Origin of the sequence: Bacillus sp. B.PNR1 (assembly GCF_030386235.1) — a bacterium.
Taxonomy (GTDB): domain Bacteria; phylum Bacillota; class Bacilli; order Bacillales; family Bacillaceae; genus Bacillus; species Bacillus stercoris.
In genome coordinates this window covers 178417-199346 of record NZ_JANYMN010000002.1, presented here as the reverse complement: position 1 = coordinate 199346, position 20930 = coordinate 178417, and the positions used below count along the sequence as shown (strand labels likewise).

Sequence of the window (20930 nt, the reverse complement as noted above, 5' to 3'; positions counted from 1 at the left end):
GGGAAAAGCACCCCAACTGCAAGGTGCTTTTCCCTTTTTATAGTTTCTTGCCGGCCGTCCAGCCGCCGTCTATGACAAAGTTTGAACCTGTAATAAAGTGCGCCTCATCAGAAGCCAAATACTTCATACAGGAAACAATATCACTCGGCTGCCCCCACGTATGAAGGGCATGGTTATCCTTGATCAGCTGAACCAATTCATCGTCTTGAAAATACTCTTCCGTTAATTCTGTTTGGATCACGCCCGGTGAAATGCTGTTCACCCTGATCCCCTTTGATCCGAATTCCATAGCGAGCTGCTTCGTCAGTCCGATGACCGCGTGCTTGGAAGACACATAGGCAGCCCGCGCAGGCTCTGCCATCAGACCGGACACAGAGGCGATGTTGATTATACAGCCTCGTTTTCCCAGCTTTGACCACAGCCTTGCCGCATCTCGGGAAAGAATAAAGGCTGCCGTGAGATTAATGTCTATGACCTTTTTGAATGATTCTGCCGATAATTCAAGAACAGGGGTGATTTCTCTTATCCCTGCTGCATTGATCAAAATATCCGGGATCAATCGGCTTTGTTCAAGTTTTGGCATCAAAGATTCCGCCTGCTGGACATCAGACAAGTCTGCTTTTTCCATGTGAAACTCACTGTTTACTATAAATTCTGACATTTTATTCGTTTGAATATCCACTCCTACGACTCGAAAGCCTTCTGTTAGAAATTGCTTTACTGCCGAAAAGCCGATTCCGCTATTTGCCCCAGTGATCATTATATTCTTTTTCTTCATCATTTTACATTCTGCCTTTTTTCATTTTGGTAATTTGTAATAATCTGAATATTATTATTTGACAATATATTACAAATAATTTAGCATTGCACTACATCCTCTATTTTCCACATTTTCTATCATACAGGAAATTACTAAAAAAATCATCTACTTTTTAAGGAGAGATTCATATGATTCAAGTTTCAAACGTACAAAAAGAGTTGAGATCCGATATTTCTAAATATGCTTCTTTTTTAAAGGAAAACGGCTATTCGTATATTCCAGCAGATTTCTACCGGCAAAAAAATACAGACGCCGCAGTCCGCGAATTACAGCTTACATATGACGCTTTGAAAGCTGATCCTAAAGGAGGCGGCCGTTACAGAGCGCATTCCCGCTACATTTTGGCTCCTCACTCCGACACTCTTGAATTAGATCCGGATAATGGATATTTCCAATCAAAAGAATATAATTATGATGACGGCGGTATCGTCAGACAATTTGAAAAAATATCAGATGAGTTTCTCCAGCATCCTGTAACGCAGCAAATGATACATTCAAATGTAGAAATGGCCCGCCAAACCGATTTTGTAGATTGGGAGAAAGAAGTGATCATTGGGCTTCACCAAGTCAGATATCAAGTGACACCTGACGCGCCTTCATACAGCTCACCCATTTGGCTGCATCGTGACGATGAACCGCTTGTTTTCGTCCATCTATTTCAGCTGAGCGAAGATGCTATCGGAGGAGATAACTTAATTGCTCCGTCTGTTAAGCAAATTGATAAAGTGCTGCGGCTGACAGACCCGCTTGAAACACTTGCTCTCGGGCAAAAGGTCTTTCATGCGGTTACACCGGTCGGCACTGCCAATAGAGATGGTGCGCATCGAGATATATTATTAGTTACATTTTCTAATAAATAAAAAAAGCGCCCAAGGGGCGCTTTTTCAATAAATCTATCGAACAATCAAAACCGGGCAGGTTGATAATTGAGACACTTTATGGCTGACGCTTCCAAGCATCATTTCTTTCAGGCCGCTGATCCCCCGGCTGCCAACGATGATCAGGCTGACGCCTTTCTCTTTTGCATGATTTAGTATTTCATGTGCCGGCTCGCCATTCGCGTAAATGATTTCAGCTTGAACACCGTTATCGGCTGCTTTTTCTTTTGCGTTCTCTAGGATTTTCAGGCCTTCTTTTTTAACTTCGTTCCTGATTTCATCAATAAAATGTTCAGGCACATAGACAATTCCCGTCAGAGAAGAAGTCGTGACGACGGCTTCTCTCCCCACATGAAGAATGCTTAGTTCCGCTTGCTGCTCTTTGGCCAAATGCACTGCGGCATCAAGCGCTTTTTCACTCATATCTGATCCGTCAATCGCAACTAACATTTTGTTAAACATGCTCTTCCCGCCTTTCGGACTGTGGGTGGTTCATCTTTCTCTTTTATTGTCCGCCTGCTTTTCGTTATTGTCAATTGAAGCGCATGAGTTTTCAAAAAATTGTCATAGACTCTCTCCGTTTGTAGCGATGACCTGCTGATACCAGTTGAAGCTTTTTTTCTTGATGCGGTTTAATGTTCCGTTTCCTTCATTGTCCCGGTCCACATAAATGAAGCCGTAGCGTTTTTTCATTTCCGCAGTAGATGCACTGACAAGGTCAATTGGCCCCCATGATGTGTATCCGATTAATTCAACGCCGTCCGCAATGGCTTCGCGCACTTCAATTAAATGATCACGCAGATAGTTGATTCTGTAATCGTCCTGAATTGAGCCGTCCTCCTCAACTTTGTCTACAGCGCCAAGGCCGTTTTCAACAATGAACAGCGGCTTCTGATAGCGGTCGTATAATGTGTTGAGCGTAATGCGCAAGCCTTTCGGGTCAATTTGCCAGCCCCATTCTGATGATTTCAGGTAAGGGTTTTTAACTCCCCCCAGCAGGTTGCCGCCTGATTTTGCAAGCTCTTCCGGATCAGTGCTCGCCGCCATCGACATGTAGTAGCTGAATCCAATGTAATCTACCGTATGTTCTTTCAAGAGCTCTTCATCGCCTTCAGCCATTTCAATTTCAATATTGTTTTCAGCCAGATAGCGTTTCATATATCCCGGGTACGCGCCTCTTGCTTGAACGTCTGAGAAGAATAGTGTTTTGCGCTCATTCTCCATTGCCGCGAAGACATCCTCCGGCTTAGAGGTCATCGGATAGGTTGTCGTGGCCGCTATCATACAGCCGATTTTTGAATCAGGAATGATTTCGTGACCCGCTTTGACAGCAAGAGCACTGGCGACAAATTGGTGGTGTGCCGCCTGGTACATCGCGTTTCGTTTGTTTTCTCCTTCTTCAAAGACAAGACCGCCTCCGGTAAACGGGGCATGGAGCACCACATTAATTTCATTGAACGTCATCCAATACTTCACTTTGTGTTGATAGCGTTGGAATACAGTTTTGGCATAGCGTTCATAAAACTCTATGACTTTGCGATTCTTCCAGCCGCCATACTTCTTCACTAAACCGAGCGGCATTTCATAATGAGAGATGGTTACGACAGGCTCAATATGATGCTTTAACAGCTCATCAAACAGATCATCATAAAATCTAAGACCTTCTTCATTGGGCTCCTCTTCATCGCCATTCGGAAAAATTCTCGTCCACGCAATTGATGTACGGAACGCTTTAAAACCCATTTCCGCAAACAAAGCGATATCCTCTTTATAACGATGATAAAAGTCAATCCCGTTGTGATACAGATTCAAGGAAGTCATTGATTCATCATATGGAGACATGATGCCGTTCGGCGATACGTCAGCTGTCGAAAGCCCCTTACCGCCCTCGTTATAAGCACCCTCCACTTGGTTGGCAGCAACTGCGCCGCCCCATAAAAATCCTTCTGGAAATCGTTTTGCATTTGAACTCATATTGATCACCCCATCAGTTTTTTAAGATAAAGCAAGCAGCGCTTCTTTTGTCTGCACTTTACCGATCTCTTTCACCGGCGAAAACGAATATTGGTCTGTATTGGTCACAATCACCGGGGTAATGACGTCATATCCCGCGGCTTTGATTTGCTCCAGGTCAAAGGATACGAGCGGATCTCCCGGTGCGACCTTGTCGCCTTCTTTGACGTGAGCCGTGAACCATTGTCCCTCCAGCTTCACCGTGTCCAATCCAATGTGTATGAGAATTTCAGCTCCCTGATCACTCGTAATGCCAATGGCGTGTTTTGTTTTAAAAATGGTGGTAACACTTCCATGAACAGGCGAGACCACTTCTCCTTCTTCTGGCTCTATAGCAAATCCTTTTCCCATGATCCCGGCAGAAAACACCCCATCTTTGACTTCGCTTAAGGCTTTCACTTCTCCCTTAATCGGGCTGTGAATGATTTCTCCGCTGCCTTCATGCACTGCCGGCTGCTGGCTGCCGTCAGAAGACACATCCTCGAATCCAAGCAAATACGCAGCTGCTGTCCCCGCCGCAAACGCAATCACAAGACCGATCATCGCGTAAATAAACGTTGGCCCGATAAAGACAGGGATGCTCGGCAGTCCTGCATTTCCACCGACGATATAGGAAGCAACACCCGTCATGCCGTAAAACGCGCCACCTGCTGCACCGCCAATCAAAGCGGCCGCAAACGGCTTTTTCAAACGCATATTCACGCCGTACATCGCAGGTTCTGTGATCCCCATCAGCGCTGTGATGCTCGTGGTAAGCGCGAGTGATTTGAATTTTTTGTTTCTGGAGCGAAGGAAGACGGCAAATGATGCCCCGGCCTGCCCCATATTCGCCAAAAACATAGCCGGCAGTAAATAATCATGTCCGTTTTGAGCGATGTTGTTGATCATAATTGGCACAAAGGCATAATGCATGCCCGTCATAATGATTAAAGAGAATGTTCCCGCCAGCAAAATCATCGCCACAAGCCCTGCATGATCAAACAAATAATTGACCCCAGAAGACAAGTATTCTCCTAAAATAGCGCCAAGCGGACCGACTGTAATCAATGTCAGCGGCACGACAATCAATAATGTCAACGTCGGAACCACAATCAATTTGAGAGACGAGTGTGTAAAACGGTCAATCCATTTTTCCACGTAGGAAGCAATCCAAATCGCCAGCAAAATCGGAATGACAGTTGACGAATAAGTGGCAGCGGTTACAGGAAGCCCGATAAAGGAAATCGGTTTCCCCGCACCGAGCAGAGCTGTTAAATCCGGATGCAGAATCGCCGCCGCAATGGCAGCCGCTACGTACGGATTGCTCCCGAACTTTCTCGCCGCACTCATCGCAAGCAGGAGCGGCAGGAAGTAGAACGCGCCATCACCGACAGCCGTTAAAATGACATGAACCTGGCTCTTCTCCGCCATCCAGCCAAACGTAACTGCCAGCGCAACAAGCCCTTTGATCATCCCCGCTCCCGCAATCGCAGGCAGAATCGGAGTAAACACACCAGAAATCACATCAAAAACCGCACTCAGCACATTCTTTTTCTGAGAAGATGAACCAGCGCTCTTTTCATCACTGAGATTGCTGTGCCGCACAATCGCCTGATACACCTTCGGCACATCGTTTCCGATAATGATTTGAAACTGCTCGCCGCTGATATTGGTACCCATCACCCCCGGCAGCTGCTCCAGCTGACTGCGATCCGCCTTCGCGTTGTCATAAAGATTAAAACGCAGTCTCGTCATGCAGTGAATCACGCGCTGAACATTTTCTTCCCCGCCTACGAGTTGTAATATGTCTTTCGATAATTTATCATAATCCATGTGTATACCTCCTTTTTATGGGGAGACTGCTGGATGAAAGGTGGCCGCCTTTCACCAGCTTTTTTTTGTATCAAATTGCCGCATCACCTCCTAAAAGAGAATAAAAAAAACCTAAATGACACAGATTGCGAGAGTCTCCTCCTGCACCTGCACCATTTAGGTTTTGCCTGCTTTCGCAGTAACAATCCTGACGGGTCGTTTTATTTGTTTGTAGGTATACTTTAGCACTAGATTCAGAGGATGTCAACGCTTTCATTTTTGATATTGACTAAGGCGATTACTCAATAAGGACTATTTTTTATAACGGTAAGCCATTTTGTATATTTTGTTTCTCCTTTACTAAAAAATCTTGAAACAAATTGCATAATCTATTTATATTTTTTTCATAGGAATGTAAATGCGGGTTGCATCCGTTATTAGAAGGCTGTCAGAGACTATTTGTTCTAATAAAGCATCTGCTCTTTCTTCAGTTTGTTCCCACGCCAATTCAAGGATATTTTCATCTTTAATATTAAGTTTATTCCCTAGATAATTAATCGCATAATTTGTTACTTCTTGTGAAGAAATAACTTAAACTGCCTACCAATAAACAATGCAATCCAGTTACACTCAAATTCATTTTTCTTGATTATCTCAACTGTATACTCCTTCTATCTCTTCCTTGTGGTTTATTTTACCTGATTTCTTTAAAATTAGGAGCTGATTCTGCAATAGGAAAAGCTTATTCCATTCCACATCACTGTGTGAGAATAAGCTTTAAAAAGTTATCATTGACTTTTAAGCATTGTTGCATAAACAATTCTATAACAAATTATTAAGAATGAACCTTCTCAAAGGAAGTCTTCAAGTATTTTCTTTACTGGGGCACTTGCTTTTGGCAACTTATCATTTATTCGCTGAAGTATGGATGGATCGTTCAATATCATTTGTTTACTCTCGGGAGTGACAAAGCTTCTTAGAGAATCTATGCATACCTCAAATAGCTCTTCATTATCATTACTAAGTAGTGATAGTAATATTGAAAATTCATGTGAACTTCCGTTATTATTCATACAGTAAGCCAGTTTTTTTTGCCATTCCAAAGGTTTAGTAAGTGCTTCGTTTTTTAATTTCCCCCAATCATCTACTCTAAAATCTGACAATATATCACTTGCAATTATACAACCATCATCGTACCATGAGTCCTCAGTTGTTTCAGCAGATAAAAGATTATCCAATTCTCTATACATTTTTTATCACCTTTCAATTTACATCTCAAAAACCTGATGGACGAGGCGCATTTACCTTTCCTGTTGGGTAACCACTAGTTACATCGTCACCATTTTTGATAACATCTATTTCCACTCCATTTTTTGATGCTCTATGCCAAGTTGATCCCTTAATCCGGCAGATATAGGTGGTGTGTTTCCAACCTAAAAGAACCTTGAAAGGTTTTAACCAATTTCAAGGGCCTAATTTAAAATTTGTTAATTTAATTATCGCTTTTCCACACTCTTTGACCATCAGTTAATAAAACTGTACTTGGTGGATCATCATAGAGAGAGATTTCAACCAATGAACTTTTTTCTTGTCTCAACCAATTATATACGTTGCCTTCATTCTGAATCCGTTTGGATAATATTTTATTTACTTTAAATGCAGCTGCATCATATTCTGTATAATTATTATCATCTTCATCCAATCCATTGTCTGTTTCAAAAACAGTATCTAGTTCTCCAATAATCCTTAACCCACTTGCCCATTCTAGTATCAAGTCATTATTTTCATATTTTATTAAAGTTTCAATTAAAGAATCATAACCCATACGATCCCTCTTTTCCTTATTTTTATGGCCTAGATGGTACTATATGCGCTCCGTCTTTTCCATAATGTATTAATCCTTTAGTAGTCTCAACATATTCACCAGTATTACGATCATAATATTTCCCTATTGGTTTTCCAATAGTCTACTCTTTCCCTGCCATTTTTTAAGAAATCGCCTTTTCCTGTAAACTTATCAAGCAATTCCTGTGCTTTTTTATTATCTCCATATCTCTTGCTAATAGTTAAGAACTCTTTTAAGTTACTCAATATTTATCGCCACGAGCTTGTACGAACTCGTTAGTTTCATTAGTTACTCCAAGATATAACTACCCTGTCATGTAAAATGTCATCTCGCCCCTTTCTCGTTCATGTTCAGTTCCTCAAAGTGTTAAAAATCGATACTCCTTGAAGGTACTACCATCATGAGCTCTCGATTCTCAAACTAATCATTTTCAATTCGCTTTTCACAAATATCAGCTGATTTAATATAAAAAGTAAAAACCTTGAAAGGCAATTCAGCCCATCAAGGTATATGTTTTATTTTTGACTATCCCTTTTCCATACACTTTCTCCGTCAGTTAAAAAAACTGCACTTGGCGGATCATCATAAAGTGAAATTTCAACTAATGAACCTTTCTTTTGTATTAACCAATTATATAAACTACTTTCTTCACTAGTAGGATGAGCTAAAATATCATTTACTTGAAATGTAACTGCATAATATTCGATAAAATTCACATCATCGTCATCCAACCCATTGTCTGTTTCAAAGAGTGTGTCTGGTTCACCAATAATCTTTAATCCACTATCCCACTCTATTATCAAGTCACTATCTTTATACTCTTTTAACGCTTTTATTAAAGGATCATATTCCATGTATATCCTCCTCAAGAGAAAAGCCTCTGCAATCATGCCGTGAGAGTCAGATTCTACAGAGGAAATCGTATGCTGTGTTTGTTTCAGCACTTTTTTGTATTCGTCGATAAACATGCCAAAGAAAAGGAGAAAGGGTTTATGAATTAGCTTTATAAAAGATTATTTTTATTAAAAAACCTTGAAAGGCATATAGCCAGTCAAGGTATGATAACAATAACATTATATTTAGAAGTATCAACTACTTCACCTACTGATTTATCTGAGAGAATATCATAATTGTTTTATATATTCTTTCTAATAAAATAAGGCTATTTTAAAGTAACTCCACTCCAACTTGTTTGCAAAATTTAACTTTAAGTCTCTCTTCTTGACCCACATTCATTACCATAACTTTGTCATCTTTTTTTATACTTGTTACATTATTAAAATCACCTGTAAATACTATAGAATCATTAAATGTAATACTTAGACTACACGTTTGCTTATATACATCTAAAGTTAAAATCACCTTGAAATTTTGGTCATCTTTGTAAGTATAAATTAATTCTCCATCATCTATATTGCCTGTTATACTCACTGGCTCATTTTGAAAAAGTTCTAATAGATCATATTCATCATACTTTATAAACATTTGTATTCATCCTTTTATTAATTATTTCGGTATAACTGTGATAACATCGCCTGCTTCATTTATTATTACTTTGACATCCTGTGTTTCATGAACAAACGTTCCGCTTCTATTACCAGGTATCTTTTTCGTATTCATTATAGCGTCTTCAATAACTGAAGGTGAAATATTTCTTGGGTCAACATATTTTTTGATAAAATCACTAAATTCTTTTGTTTGTGGTTTATATCCTAATTCTTCAGCTTTTTTAATTGCTCTACTTGTTAAAGTAGCTTTTACTTCAGGAATATCAGGTGCCATTCTTTCCAAAGCATGCTGAGAATACTTTCTTCCATTTATTTGCCCTCCGCCTTTTGACATGTTCCAACCAATTTCACCCGTACCCTTAGAAGCAACTTTATTAACTTCACCCTTAATTTCCTTCTCCGTAACTTGTTTAGCCACATCTGTGACAACACGCTTCCCGCCTCGGACCGCCAATTTTTTAACAGCACCCTGAGGGCTTACCCACTCAATAAATTCATATTGAGTTCCGGCAAGAAACGAATCAATTGGCTTAGCTCCGCCTACTTTATCCTCTGGAATGTAAGACACTTCTTCTAGCCGCTTTTTCCCTCCAGCGTAGAGTTCTCTCACAATTTGGCCGTTTTCATATACATAATATTTGCCGCCGACGTAGTCGATGCTTGCAGTATCACGAGTTAGTTCGTCAATCACTTCTATCGTATCTATCTTTTTTAATCCTTTATGATTATATATTTTATCATTTATCACCCGTATGTCTCCATAGACTTTCGGGTGGGCTGCTGCTTCTTTCTGTAATACCGTTAAGTTACTATCATCAGCATGAATCTCACGCTCGATCTTCTGTTGTTTGTCATCCATCATCACAGAACCAACGTTTGATTGCTTATGTTTCTCCAGTTTCTTCAGCATCATCTCCATCGGTGAATCATCCGACTGCTTCATTTGCGGGTTAATCGCGACGAAGGTTTGGTTGATGTTTTCTTCTTCCTGTGATTTCAGGATGGAGCCGGTTTTGTAGCCTGTGATTTCAATTTTCGGGCCAGTGTACATGGTTTCGAGCTGGTCTATATATTTTTTCATCGTTTGAAAATCTGATTTTGCGGCTTCTAGTGCTTGGGTTTGCTGGCCGTCAAATTGAAAGAGCTTATGCAGGGTGTCTGAAATCAGCCGCTCAGCCTGTTCTGTTTCCATACGGAAAAAGGTATCATTGACTGTCGGCAAGCTGACGATGTGGCCGATGGCTGATGTCTGGCGATTGACTGCGTCTGTGAGCTGCTCTGTCACTTCTCGTGCATGCTTGACCCCATGTCTCGCATCGTGTGAGAGAAAAGCCTCTGCAATCATGCCGTGGGAGTCAGATTCTACAGAAGAAATCGCATGCTGGGTTTGTTTCAGCACTTTTTTGTATTCGTCGATAAACATGCCAAAGAAAAGGAGAAAAGGCTTGTGGCACTCTTCGTAAAAAGTCCGAATGGCGTCTCCACCTTTTCCTTTTAGCGCATCCTTCATGCCTGCCAGATGCTCAACGCTTTTTTCCAGCTTCTCCAGCTGCTGTTTTTGCTTGTCCAGTTTCTCAATCGTATGCTGAATGCCCTCGTGAAGAGCGTGGACATCTAATGTTTTCAATCCCTTGTCCTCCCGCGCTTTATTTCATGGAAGATGATATGTTTTCATCCGTTTCCTTCATGGCATTTACTGCACTTTCCGTTTGTGCAATATGCTTGGCCAGAACGGACGCATATGCTTCAGTGAGCTCTTTGATGTCCTCATTTAATTGCTCGATGGACTTCACAACATTCAAATGGTTTCTGCCTGAGAGATGACTGGGCAAGGAGGATTTGAGTTCAGCTGAATTCTTAAGCTGAGAAAGCCCTTGCTTCACTGTGCCATAGACCATTTTAATTTCCTGTGCCATTTGTGCTCACCTCACTTTTTATGTTTTTCCTTCTCTATTTCATGCTCTATCCTCGTGATTTGGTGTCTGATGGAATAGACATCGCCCTCTAATGAGTGGATTTTGCCTTGAATGCTTTCGATGATTCCGCTGACTTGATCGCTTTTGATTTGCTGATATGCTTTGTTCATTCCTTCACGAATATCTTCAAACCGCTCCGCATGTGTTCCTCTCCATGCCTCACGGTTAAGATGAGGCCGGTGAATGAGATGCTGGGCCTCAGAGAAATCGTGTTTGATTTGCCTGATTTCGTGCAGCACTCGTTTTAATTGATGGATCTGTTCCTGCTTTTCATGTAAGTCGGCTTTTACCGAATGTAACAACATTTCACTATGCATGCCGCAACACCTCGTGTTTCTATCAAACTGTGTCAATTCTTTACAATACAGACTATTTTCATATTACATGATGGGTCATATTGGATAAATAGGTAAAAAGATTTGTCTTAAGGGGAGTTATAGCGGTTCTAATTTGCTAAAAATACAGTTTTTACGATTTCACAAGAGGGCGAATAATCACAATAGGGACTTTTCATTCAGGTCTTTCATCTCACTATCATTTACATTTTCCCCTCGTGCTTAATTGTTACTTTTAGTCAATAATAATCATAAAAAAACGCCTTCCCTCGAAGGCGCTTTTTCATCTTATTTAGTTCCCCAAACAGCCTCACCGCTGCCATTCAACACACTAAACGTCATCACCTTCTTCTCTCTCACCGAATCCCACTGGCGTACAAATACCCCGTTATACTTCTTGCCCGCTAATGTGATCTCGGCTGTGTTTTTTCCGGTTTTCTTCCATGTTCCGGTCATTTCCCCGGAAATGGTGTGGTTTTTGTTGAGCTGGATGTTGATGGTTTTTTTGATGTCGGCTGAGATGTCTTTTCCGTGCTGGATGAGTTTGTACGTTCCTGTGATGTCTTTTTGTTTTACTTCTTTCAATGTTTCGCCCGCATAACGATATGGCGCTGCTACCGGCCAGCCGTCTTTGTTCATGAACAATTGGTGGACTCTGACTTCGTGTTCTTCACCTCTGCCCGGGAAGCGGGTGTGGAAGATTAAATAGGAACGCCCGGTTTTCTCGTCATAGTATGCGGAGTTGTGGCCTGGTGAAACATACCCGGTGCCTTTTTCATTTTCTGTTTCAAAAGTGTAGCTGCCCATGAGTTTGACGCCATATGGTTCGATGGAGCGGTCGTCGAAGAATGTGCCTTCTTTGCCGCGGACGTCGAGCATTGGATTGCCTTCTGCATCATAGTAAGGACCGTCCGGTTTCTTGGAGCGGGCCACACGGATGTTATAGCCGCCTGTTGCATCGAGACCGCCATATGATAAGTATAAGTAGTAGTACTGGGTGTCTGGATTGTAGAGAACATACGGGCCTTCGATTCTGCTGTGGTTTCCGCCGAGCAGTTTTTTCCCGTATCCCTGTCCAGAAAGCGGGAAGCCCGTTTTCGGATTCATTTCAAGTATGAAAATGCCGCCTGAGTATGATCCGTACACCATCCACAGCTTTCCGTCTTTATCAAAGAAGGTATGCGGGTCGACGACATTCGGATGTTTGGTTGCGTCATACGGTGTTCCATCGCTGCTTGTGCCTTCCATTCCTGATTTCAAAAAGATGCCTTTGTTTTTGTATGGCCCTTCGATGTTGTCAGCGACGGCAACACCCATGGCGGACCTAGGCGAGTCGCCGCGGCAGGCGTTGTAGTACATGTAGTATTTGCCGTCCGCCAGCTGCGTGACGTCAGCCGCCCAAAGAGTGTCGGATTGGGCCCATTCGAAGGTTTCTTTTAATTCTTCATAGACATTCGGAATCAGTGGGTTGTCATTGCTTACGCTGGTGGTCAGCTGCTGCCATTGCATGAGGTCATTCGTTTTTGCTGAAGCGAGATGAGATCCAAAAACATAAAAGGTGCCGTTCGTTTCAATGATGGAAGGGTCATGGACGCTAACTTCTTTAAATACTGGTTTTTGTGCATAAACGGAGTTTGGGAGGGTGAAGGCCATGATAAGAGCCGCAAGAAAACATACACGGAACAATCGGTTGAACATCTAAACAATTCGCCTCTCTTTTTTATTAAATTTTAAACGCTTACATTTCACTATGAAAATACCCCGCCTATTAAAAACAGCCGAATGTTTTCATATTCAAACAAATAGGTGATTTCTCTTACATAGTCGGACTGATGTCTGTCAGTCTTGCGCAGAACTGCTGCTTGCATATCCTCTCCTTCATAGTTCAACTCTTTTGCTGTTTCTCCTTCTTTCATCACTCTGTTTTCATTCGCGTACATGTAATAACTGCTTTGTCAGGTTTTACATCGATTGTGATACAGCCATTTCGTTGTCGGCGTTTTTTAAGATGATGCCTGATTGCCCGTCAACACTGGAGGCAGTTGGCTGACTCTTGAGAAAATGCCTTGCGAAAAATGCGACTTCGTAAACGCAGATTGAGAGTAAGACAGCGGCGCTTGCCTCCTGTCTGGATATCGTGTCTGCGTCTCGCTATCACAATAGCAATCTAACTTGTTAAAGACTGTAAAAAATCTTTTGACTTCTGCTGCTGAACCAATTAATATAATACTCAGTTAATAGTTATCAGAATTTTTAGGAATTGAGTGATTCATATGACACTGCACAAAGAGCGTCGGATCGGACGGCTGTCTGTTCTTCTGTTGCTGAATGAGGCGGAAGAGAGTACACAGGTCGAGGAGCTGGAGCGAGATGGATGGAAGGTCTGTCTCGGCAAGGTAGGATCAATGGACGCGCATAAAGTAGTAGCTGCAATTGAAACCGCTTCCAAAAAGAGCGGTGTCATTCAATCTGAGGGTTATCGGGAGTCACACGCGCTTTATCATGCGACGATGGAGGCTTTGCACGGCGTGACCAGAGGTGAAATGCTGCTTGGATCACTGCTTCGGACGGTGGGCTTGAGGTTTGCTGTTTTGAGGGGAAATCCTTATGAAAGTGAAGCGGAAGGCGATTGGATTGCTGTCTCGCTTTACGGAACAATCGGGGCGCCGATTAAAGGTCTTGAGCACGAGACATTCGGTGTTGGAATTAATCACATATGAAACAGCCCATAGATCATAGACGATAGGGGGCTATGCGTGAAAACAGATGTTCACAGCATAGCTCCTTTTTGTATGGGCGCTTTACCAAAGTAAAGAAAAAGGAGTTGGGCTTATGGTGACTTTAGACGGTTCTTCATTGACAACAGCCGACGTCGCTCGTGTGCTGTTTGATTTTGAGAAGGCAGTGGCTTCCGAAGAAAGTATGGAGCGCGTGAAAAAAAGCAGAGCGGCGGTGGAACGGATTGTACGTGACGAAAAGACAATCTACGGCATCAACACCGGATTTGGCAAATTCAGCGATGTCCTGATTCAAAAAGAAGACTCGGCGGCGCTGCAGCTGAATTTAATCCTCTCTCATGCCTGCGGTGTCGGCGATCCTTTTCCTGAGTGTGTGTCCAGGGCAATGCTGCTTTTGCGCGCCAATGCGCTGTTAAAAGGCTTTTCCGGTGTACGCGCTGAGCTGATCGAACAGTTGCTTGCTTTTTTAAATAAACGCGTCCATCCTGTCATTCCCCAGCAAGGATCACTTGGCGCAAGCGGAGATTTGGCGCCGCTTTCCCACCTGGCGCTTGCGCTGATCGGGCAAGGAGAAGTCTTTTTTGAGGGGGAAAGAATGCCGGCAATGACAGGCTTGAAAAAAGCCGGTATTCAGCCGGTAACGCTGACATCCAAGGAAGGGCTTGCCTTGATTAACGGGACTCAGGCCATGACTGCAATGGGAGTGGTCGCCTACATTGAAGCTGAGAAACTAGCCTATCAAACAGAGCGAATTGCCAGCTTAACGATTGAAGGCTTGCGGGGAATTATCGATGCATTTGACGAGGATATTCACTTAGCCCGCGGCTATCAGGAGCAGATCGATGTCGCAGAACGAATTCGCTTCTATCTATCTGACAGCGGCCTGATAACCTCCCAGGGAGAACTGCGGGTGCAGGATGCCTATTCATTGCGCTGTATCCCGCAGGTACACGGTGCAACTTGGCAGACGCTAGGCTATGTTAAAGAAAAATTAGAGATTGAAATGAACGCCGCTACAGACAATCCGCTTATTTTCAATGATGGTGACAAAGTGATTTCCGGCGGAAACTTTCACGGACAGCCGATCGCCTTTGCCATGGATTTTCTGAAAATCGCAATTTCAGAGCTTGCGAATATCGCAGAGCGCCGGATCGAACGACTTGTGAATCCGCAGCTGAATGACCTGCCGCCGTTCCTAAGCCCTCATCCCGGTCTGCAATCCGGTGCAATGATCATGCAGTATGCCGCGGCCTCACTCGTTTCTGAAAATAAAACACTGGCCCATCCTGCAAGTGTGGATTCTATTCCGTCATCCGCAAACCAAGAAGACCATGTCAGCATGGGAACCATCGCTGCTCGGCATGCTTATCAGGTGATCGCAAATACAAGGAGAGTCATTGCGATTGAAGCGATTTGCGCATTGCAGGCAGTTGAATACAGAGGCATAGAACATGCAGCGTCCTATACGAAACAGCTTTTTCAGGAAATGAGAAAAGTCGTGCCGTCCATTCAGCAGGACCGTGTTTTTTCCTATGACATTGAACGCTTGACTGACTGGCTGAAGAAAGAATCTTTATTACCTGATCATCAGAATGAAGAACTAAGGGGGATGAACATATGACTGATGTAAAAAAATCAATCCGTGCCAACAGAGGAACAGAGCTTGAATGCTTAGGGTGGGAGCAAGAGGCGGTGCTTCGGATGCTTCGGAACAACCTTGATCCGGAAGTCGCCGAAAAGCCAGAGGATCTCATCGTATATGGCGGCATTGGCAAAGCCGCACGGGATTGGGACGCTTTTCACACCATTGAGCATTCCTTAAAAACACTAAAAAATGATGAAACCTTGCTCGTGCAGTCCGGAAAGCCTGTTGGCATGTTCCGTACACACCCGCAGGCCCCGCGCGTGCTCTTAGCAAATTCTGTTCTTGTTCCGAAGTGGGCAGACTGGGAGCATTTCCACGAGCTGGAGAAAAAAGGGTTAATGATGTACGGACAGATGACGGCTGGCAGCTGGATTTACATTGGCTCACAAGGCATATTGCAAGGAACCTATGAAACCTTTGCTGAGCTCGCACGACAGCACTTCGGAGGCAGCTTAAAAGGAACATTGACGCTGACAGCGGGTCTCGGCGGAATGGGAGGCGCCCAGCCGCTGTCTGTCACGATGAATGAAGGCGTCGTCATCGCCGTCGAGGTTGATGAGAAACGTATCGACAAGCGGATCGAAACAAAATACTGCGATCGAAAAACAGCATCGATTGAGGAAGCCTTAGCGTGGGCTGAAGAGGCAAAATTGGCAGGAAAACCTTTGTCCATTGCGCTTCTCGGAAATGCAGCTGAGGTGCATCACACACTTTTGAACCGCGGTGTCAAAATTGATATTGTGACCGATCAGACATCTGCCCATGACCCTTTAATCGGTTATGTTCCCGAGGGCTATTCACTTGATGAAGCTGACCGTTTGCGTCAAGACAATCCAGATCTTTACGTGCGCCTTGCGAAGCAAAGCATGAAAAAACATGTCGAAGCCATGCTGGCCTTTCAACAAAAGGGCTCTATTGTATTTGACTACGGCAACAATATCCGGCAAGTCGCAAAGGATGAAGGGCTGGAGAATGCCTTCGATTTTCCGGGGTTTGTCCCTGCCTACATCCGCCCCTTATTCTGTGAAGGAAAAGGACCGTTCCGCTGGGCGGCGCTTTCCGGTGATCCGGCAGATATTTACCGTACGGATGCGTTATTAAAAGAACTGTTCCCGACAAATAAAGCCCTTCACCGCTGGATTGATATGGCACAGGAAAAAGTCACGTTCCAAGGCTTGCCGTCCCGTATTTGCTGGCTTGGATATGGAGAACGAAAAAAGATGGGCCTCGCCATTAACGAGCTGGTTAGAACCGGGGAGCTAAAAGCGCCTGTCGTAATTGGGAGAGATCATTTGGACTGCGGGTCTGTCGCCTCTCCAAACCGGGAGACAGAAGCGATGAAGGACGGAAGTGACGCTGTCGGCGATTGGGCTGTGCTGAATGCGCTTGTCAACACGGCGGCGGGTGCAAGCTGGGTTTCCTTCCACCATGGCGGCGGCGTCGGAATGGGCTATTCCCTGCATGCCGGTATGGTTGCCGTTGCCGATGGAAGTGAGCTGGCTGACGAGCGGCTCGCCCGTGTCTTAACGAGCGACCCGGGAATGGGCATTATCCGCCACGCTGATGCCGGTTATGAACGTGCCGTTGAAGTAGCGAAGGAACAGGACATTATCGTGCCGATGCAAAAATAAAGGAGTGATAATATGCCAAAGCAAATTGATACGATTCTCACCAACATCGGTCAGCTTTTGACGATGGAAAGCAGCGGTCCGCGTGCAGGCAAAAGCATGCAGGATCTTCATGTAATCGAAGACGCTGTTGTCGGCATCCATGAACAGAAAATTGTGTTCGCCGGACAAAAAGGGGCTGAAGCCGGTTACGAGGCAGACGAAATCATTGATTGTTCGGGACGCCTTGTAACGCCGGGACTCGTCGATCCGCACACCCATCTTGTATTTGGCGGATCTCGTGAAAAGGAGATGAACCTTAAGCTTCAGGGCATTTCATATTTGGATATTCTGGCGCAGGGCGGCGGGATTCTATCTACAGTCAAGGACACCAGGGCGGCTTCAGAAGAAGAGCTGCTGCAAAAAGCCCATTTTCATTTACAAAGAATGCTGTCCTACGGCACGACCACGGCAGAAGTGAAAAGCGGCTACGGCTTGGAAAAAGATACAGAGCTGAAACAATTGCGTGTCGCAAAAAAACTGCATGAAAGCCAGCCAGTTGATCTTGTTTCCACATTTATGGGAGCCCATGCGATTCCTCCCGAATATCAAAACGATCCAGATCAATTTCTTGATCAAATGCTTTCCCTTTTGCCAGAAATCAAAGAACAAGAGCTCGCCAGCTTTGCTGATATTTTTACAGAAACAGGCGTTTTTACAGTCAGCCAATCCCGCCGTTATTTACAACAAGCAGCTGAGGCGGGCTTCGGATTAAAAATACACGCAGATGAAATCGATCCGCTTGGAGGAGCCGAATTAGCAGGTGAGTTAAAGGCTATATCAGCCGACCATTTGGTAGGTGCATCGGACGAAGGCATATCGAAAATGGCCGAGGCAGGAACGATTGCCGTCCTCTTGCCGGGAACAACATTTTATCTTGGCAAAAGCACATACGCCAGGGCAAGAGCTATGATCGATGAAGGTGTATGTATCAGCTTGGCAACGGATTTTAACCCTGGCAGCTCGCCGACTGAAAATATCCAGCTGATCATGTCGATTGCCGCGCTTCATTTGAAGATGACAGCAGAAGAAATATGGCACGCGGTCACTGTCAATGCCGCATATGCCATAGGAAAAGGAGAAGAAGCCGGTCAGCTCAAAGCTGGCCGCTCAGCTGATCTTGTCATTTGGCAAGCCTCGAACTATATGTATATTCCGTATCACTACGGAGTCAACCATGTACATCAAGTCATGAAAAACGGAACAATTGTTGTCAACAGGGAGGGAGCCATTCTTGGATAAGTACCCTTTTCTTAGAGAAGCCGGTTATTCGTTTAAGGACCGGGATGTCACAAAAATGAGCGACCTCATCGCAGCATGGGACGGCCAAGACATTAAGGGACCGGCGTTGATAGGTGTCCCCCTATCAAAATCATCCATCAGTCATTCCGGCGCTTCCTTTGCACCCGGAACAATACGTCAGGCCCTGAAACATTCATCAGCCTATTCTGCTGAGCTTGGAGAGCACGTCGTATCAGATCTTCTATATGATCTGGGGGATATCGATATTCATGTCACTGATATCGTAAAGTCACATCATCACATTTTCCAAACCATGCATGCTCTGCTTTCGGACCATCCGGATTGGGTGCCGTTCATACTCGGGGGAGATAACTCGATCAGCTACTCCACCATAAAAGCGATAGCACAAACAAAAGGAACGACAGCTGTGATTCAATTTGATGCCCATCATGATGTCCGGAATACGGAGGACGGGGGGCCGACAAACGGCACTCCCTTCCGCCGCCTTTTGGATGAAGAGATTATTGAAGGCCAACATTTGATCCAGCTGGGTATCAGAGAATTCAGCAACAGTCAGGCCTATGAAGCTTATGCCAAAAAGCATAACGTGAACATTCACACGATGGGCATGATCCGGGAAAAAGGACTACTCCCAACAATAAAAGAGGTTTTGCCTGCCGTTCAAAAAAGAACAGATTTCATATTTATATCTGTTGACATGGATGTCTTAGACCAGTCCCATGCACCCGGCTGTCCAGCGATTGGCCCGGGCGGTCTCTATACAGAAGAATTGCTTGAAGCCGTCAAGTTCATCGCACAACAGCCCAATGTCGCCGGGATTGAAATCGTTGAAGTTGATCCTACCCTTGATTTTCGGGATATGACAAGCAGAGCTGCAGCACATGTTCTGTTACATGCATTAAAAGGAATGAAACTCTCCCCATTCAAGTGATCTTCTGGCAGGTTGTATTTTGGGTATGAGAAACTCATCTGCCTAATGAATGGCAGCTAAAAGGAGGGCGAGACAGTGAATCTTCAGGAGAACAGCGGCCAACAGCTAAAACGCACAATGAAAAGCAGGCACTTATTTATGATTTCATTGGGAGGCGTCATAGGCACAGGACTTTTTCTCAGTACAGGCTATACGCTGCATCAAGCCGGACCCGGCGGTACGATACTCGCTTATGTAATCGGCGGGTTGATGATGTACCTCGTCATGCAATGTCTCGGCGAATTGTCGGTTGCCATGCCGGTAACCGGATCTTTTCAAAAATATGCGACAACATTCATCGGCCCATCAACCGGTTTTATGGTCGGCATTATGTACTGGATCAATTGGGTGGTGACGGTAGGTTCTGAGTTTACCGCATCCGGTATTCTCATGCAGCGCTGGTTCCCGGACAGCAGTGTGTGGATGTGGAGTGCGATTTTTGCGGCTCTTCTTTTCGTATGCAACGCATTTTCAGTTAAGTTATTTGCGGAAACTGAATTTTGGTTTTCCAGCGTAAAGATTGTCACCATTATTTTATTTATCATTTTAGGAGGAGCCGCCATGTTTGGCCTGATCTCTTTAAACGGGATGGCGGATGCTCCTATGCTGTCGAATTTCACAGACCATGGCGGGCTGTTTCCGAATGGCTTTCTCGCCGTTTTTATCGCGATGATATCTGTGAGCTTCGCCTTTTCCGGTACAGAGTTAATCGGCGTTACAGCAGGAGAATCAGCAAATCCTCAAAAGGATATTCCGCGATCCATCCGTAATGTCGCATGGAGAACAGTGATTTTTTTCATTGGCGCTGTCTTCGTCTTATCCGGGTTGATTTCGTGGAAGGACGCAGGCGTGATTGAAAGCCCGTTTGTCGCCGTATTTGCGGAAATCGGAATCCCTTACGCCGCGGACATTATGAATTTCGTGATATTAACAGCCTTGCTGTCTGTCGCCAACTCAGGCTTATATGCTTCGACCCGTATGATGTGGTCGTTAGCAAATGAAAACATGATCAGCTCCCGTTTTAAGAAAGTCACATCAAAAGGTATTCCTTTAAATGCCTTAATGATCAGTATGGCTGTATCTTGTTTATCTCTCGTTTCCAGTATCGTGGCCCCTGGAACTGTCTATGTGGTGATGGTTGCAATTGCTGGATTTGCAGGAGTCGTGGTCTGGATCAGCATTGCCTTGTCCCAGCTCTTGTTTCGAAAGAGGTTTCTGAAAAAAGGGGGAAATGTAAAAGACCTGACATTTCGCACGCCGCTTTATCCTCTTATGCCTATAGCCGCTCTCTTATTATGTTCAGCTTCTTGTATCGGTCTTGCTTTTGATCCCAATCAAAGAATCGCACTTTTCTGCGGAATTCCTTGTATCATCCTTTGTTATCTCATCTACCATTTCAAAAGAAATGTTTCAAAAACGAAAAAAATCAGCCAAGAGGAATATCCGGCTGATCACATCCTATAATCAAAAAAGCACACCC

18 protein-coding genes and 3 pseudogenes are annotated in these 20930 nt (G+C 44.2%); 7 read left to right on the top strand and 14 right to left on the bottom strand.

All coding sequences use genetic code 11. The features are described from left to right. Nucleotides 1-37: 37 nt before the first annotated feature. On the bottom strand, nt 38-781 hold the full coding sequence (locus tag NZD81_RS12360; protein ID WP_289860607.1) for an SDR family NAD(P)-dependent oxidoreductase: 744 nt from the start codon (nt 779-781) through the stop codon (nt 38-40). 167 nt (nt 782-948) lie between these two features. Between NZD81_RS12360 and NZD81_RS12355 the strand changes: the two genes are divergently transcribed. Then, nucleotides 949-1680, top strand: a complete 732-nt coding sequence (locus NZD81_RS12355) for a 2OG-Fe dioxygenase family protein (protein ID WP_289860606.1) — start codon at nt 949-951, stop codon at nt 1678-1680. A 33-nt stretch (nt 1681-1713) separates the two neighbouring features. On the opposite strand, the gene NZD81_RS12350 is transcribed toward NZD81_RS12355, so the two are convergent. The 13 genes and pseudogenes from NZD81_RS12350 to NZD81_RS12285 form a co-directional block, all read right to left on the bottom strand. Continuing rightward, the gene (locus tag NZD81_RS12350; protein WP_040081325.1) at nt 1714-2160 is read right to left on the bottom strand and encodes a universal stress protein; all 447 of its coding nucleotides are present in this window, start codon (nt 2158-2160) and stop codon (nt 1714-1716) included. A gap of 102 nt (nt 2161-2262) precedes the next feature. Continuing rightward, a complete protein-coding gene (gene bglH, locus NZD81_RS12345; RefSeq protein ID WP_289860605.1) occupies nt 2263-3672 on the bottom strand; it encodes an aryl-phospho-beta-d-glucosidase in 1410 nt (469 codons plus the stop codon). A 21-nt stretch (nt 3673-3693) separates the two neighbouring features. Continuing rightward, the gene (gene bglP, locus NZD81_RS12340) at nt 3694-5523 is read right to left on the bottom strand and encodes a PTS beta-glucoside transporter subunit IIABC (protein WP_289860604.1); all 1830 of its coding nucleotides are present in this window, start codon (nt 5521-5523) and stop codon (nt 3694-3696) included. A gap of 830 nt (nt 5524-6353) precedes the next feature. Further along, complete coding sequence (locus NZD81_RS12335) at nt 6354-6752, bottom strand: hypothetical protein (RefSeq protein WP_289860603.1); 399 nt, start codon at nt 6750-6752, stop codon at nt 6354-6356. Between the two features lie 242 nt (nt 6753-6994). Further along, nucleotides 6995-7327, bottom strand: a complete 333-nt coding sequence (locus NZD81_RS12330) for a hypothetical protein (protein WP_103749180.1) — start codon at nt 7325-7327, stop codon at nt 6995-6997. A 22-nt stretch (nt 7328-7349) separates the two neighbouring features. Next, nucleotides 7350-7554, bottom strand: a pseudogene (locus NZD81_RS21200) (polymorphic toxin type 50 domain-containing protein); the annotation flags it as partial. Between the two features lie 309 nt (nt 7555-7863). After that, a pseudogene (locus tag NZD81_RS12320) lies at nt 7864-8349 on the bottom strand (T7SS effector LXG polymorphic toxin); the annotation flags it as partial. Between the two features lie 166 nt (nt 8350-8515). Beyond that, a complete protein-coding gene (locus NZD81_RS12310) occupies nt 8516-8833 on the bottom strand; it encodes a hypothetical protein (protein WP_172641064.1) in 318 nt (105 codons plus the stop codon). Nucleotides 8834-8854: 21 nt separating this feature from the next. Next, nucleotides 8855-10483: a ribonuclease YeeF family protein gene (locus NZD81_RS12305; RefSeq protein ID WP_282373831.1), complete on the bottom strand. Its 1629-nt coding sequence runs from the start codon at nt 10481-10483 to the stop codon at nt 8855-8857. A 19-nt stretch (nt 10484-10502) separates the two neighbouring features. Beyond that, a complete protein-coding gene (locus NZD81_RS12300; protein ID WP_282373832.1) occupies nt 10503-10772 on the bottom strand; it encodes a YwqI/YxiC family protein in 270 nt (89 codons plus the stop codon). Nucleotides 10773-10783: 11 nt separating this feature from the next. Beyond that, nucleotides 10784-11149, bottom strand: a complete 366-nt coding sequence (locus NZD81_RS12295) for a YwqH-like family protein (RefSeq protein WP_134974890.1) — start codon at nt 11147-11149, stop codon at nt 10784-10786. Nucleotides 11150-11455: 306 nt separating this feature from the next. Then, nucleotides 11456-12865: an arabinan endo-1,5-alpha-L-arabinosidase AbnB gene (gene abnB, locus NZD81_RS12290; protein WP_282373833.1), complete on the bottom strand. Its 1410-nt coding sequence runs from the start codon at nt 12863-12865 to the stop codon at nt 11456-11458. 161 nt (nt 12866-13026) lie between these two features. Beyond that, a pseudogene (locus NZD81_RS12285) lies at nt 13027-13126 on the bottom strand (hypothetical protein); the annotation flags it as partial. 314 nt (nt 13127-13440) lie between these two features. Between NZD81_RS12285 and hutP the strand changes: the two are divergent. From hutP to NZD81_RS12255, 6 genes are all read left to right on the top strand, one after another. Continuing rightward, entirely contained in the window at nt 13441-13887 is a 447-nt protein-coding gene (gene hutP, locus NZD81_RS12280) for a histidine utilization transcription antiterminator HutP (RefSeq protein WP_003243875.1), read from the top strand. Between the two features lie 112 nt (nt 13888-13999). Beyond that, entirely contained in the window at nt 14000-15526 is a 1527-nt protein-coding gene (gene hutH / locus NZD81_RS12275; protein ID WP_040081309.1) for a histidine ammonia-lyase, read from the top strand. Further along, nucleotides 15523-17181: a urocanate hydratase gene (gene hutU / locus NZD81_RS12270; RefSeq protein WP_040081308.1), complete on the top strand. Its 1659-nt coding sequence runs from the start codon at nt 15523-15525 to the stop codon at nt 17179-17181. The genes hutH and hutU overlap by 4 nt, the downstream gene beginning before the upstream one ends. Before the next feature lie 12 nt (nt 17182-17193). Further along, entirely contained in the window at nt 17194-18459 is a 1266-nt protein-coding gene (gene hutI / locus NZD81_RS12265; protein WP_069150626.1) for an imidazolonepropionase, read from the top strand. After that, nucleotides 18452-19411, top strand: a complete 960-nt coding sequence (gene hutG, locus NZD81_RS12260) for a formimidoylglutamase (RefSeq protein WP_282373834.1) — start codon at nt 18452-18454, stop codon at nt 19409-19411. The genes hutI and hutG overlap by 8 nt, the downstream gene beginning before the upstream one ends. 75 nt (nt 19412-19486) lie before the next feature. Next, nucleotides 19487-20914: an amino acid permease gene (locus NZD81_RS12255; protein ID WP_282373835.1), complete on the top strand. Its 1428-nt coding sequence runs from the start codon at nt 19487-19489 to the stop codon at nt 20912-20914. Nucleotides 20915-20930: the final 16 nt, after the last annotated feature.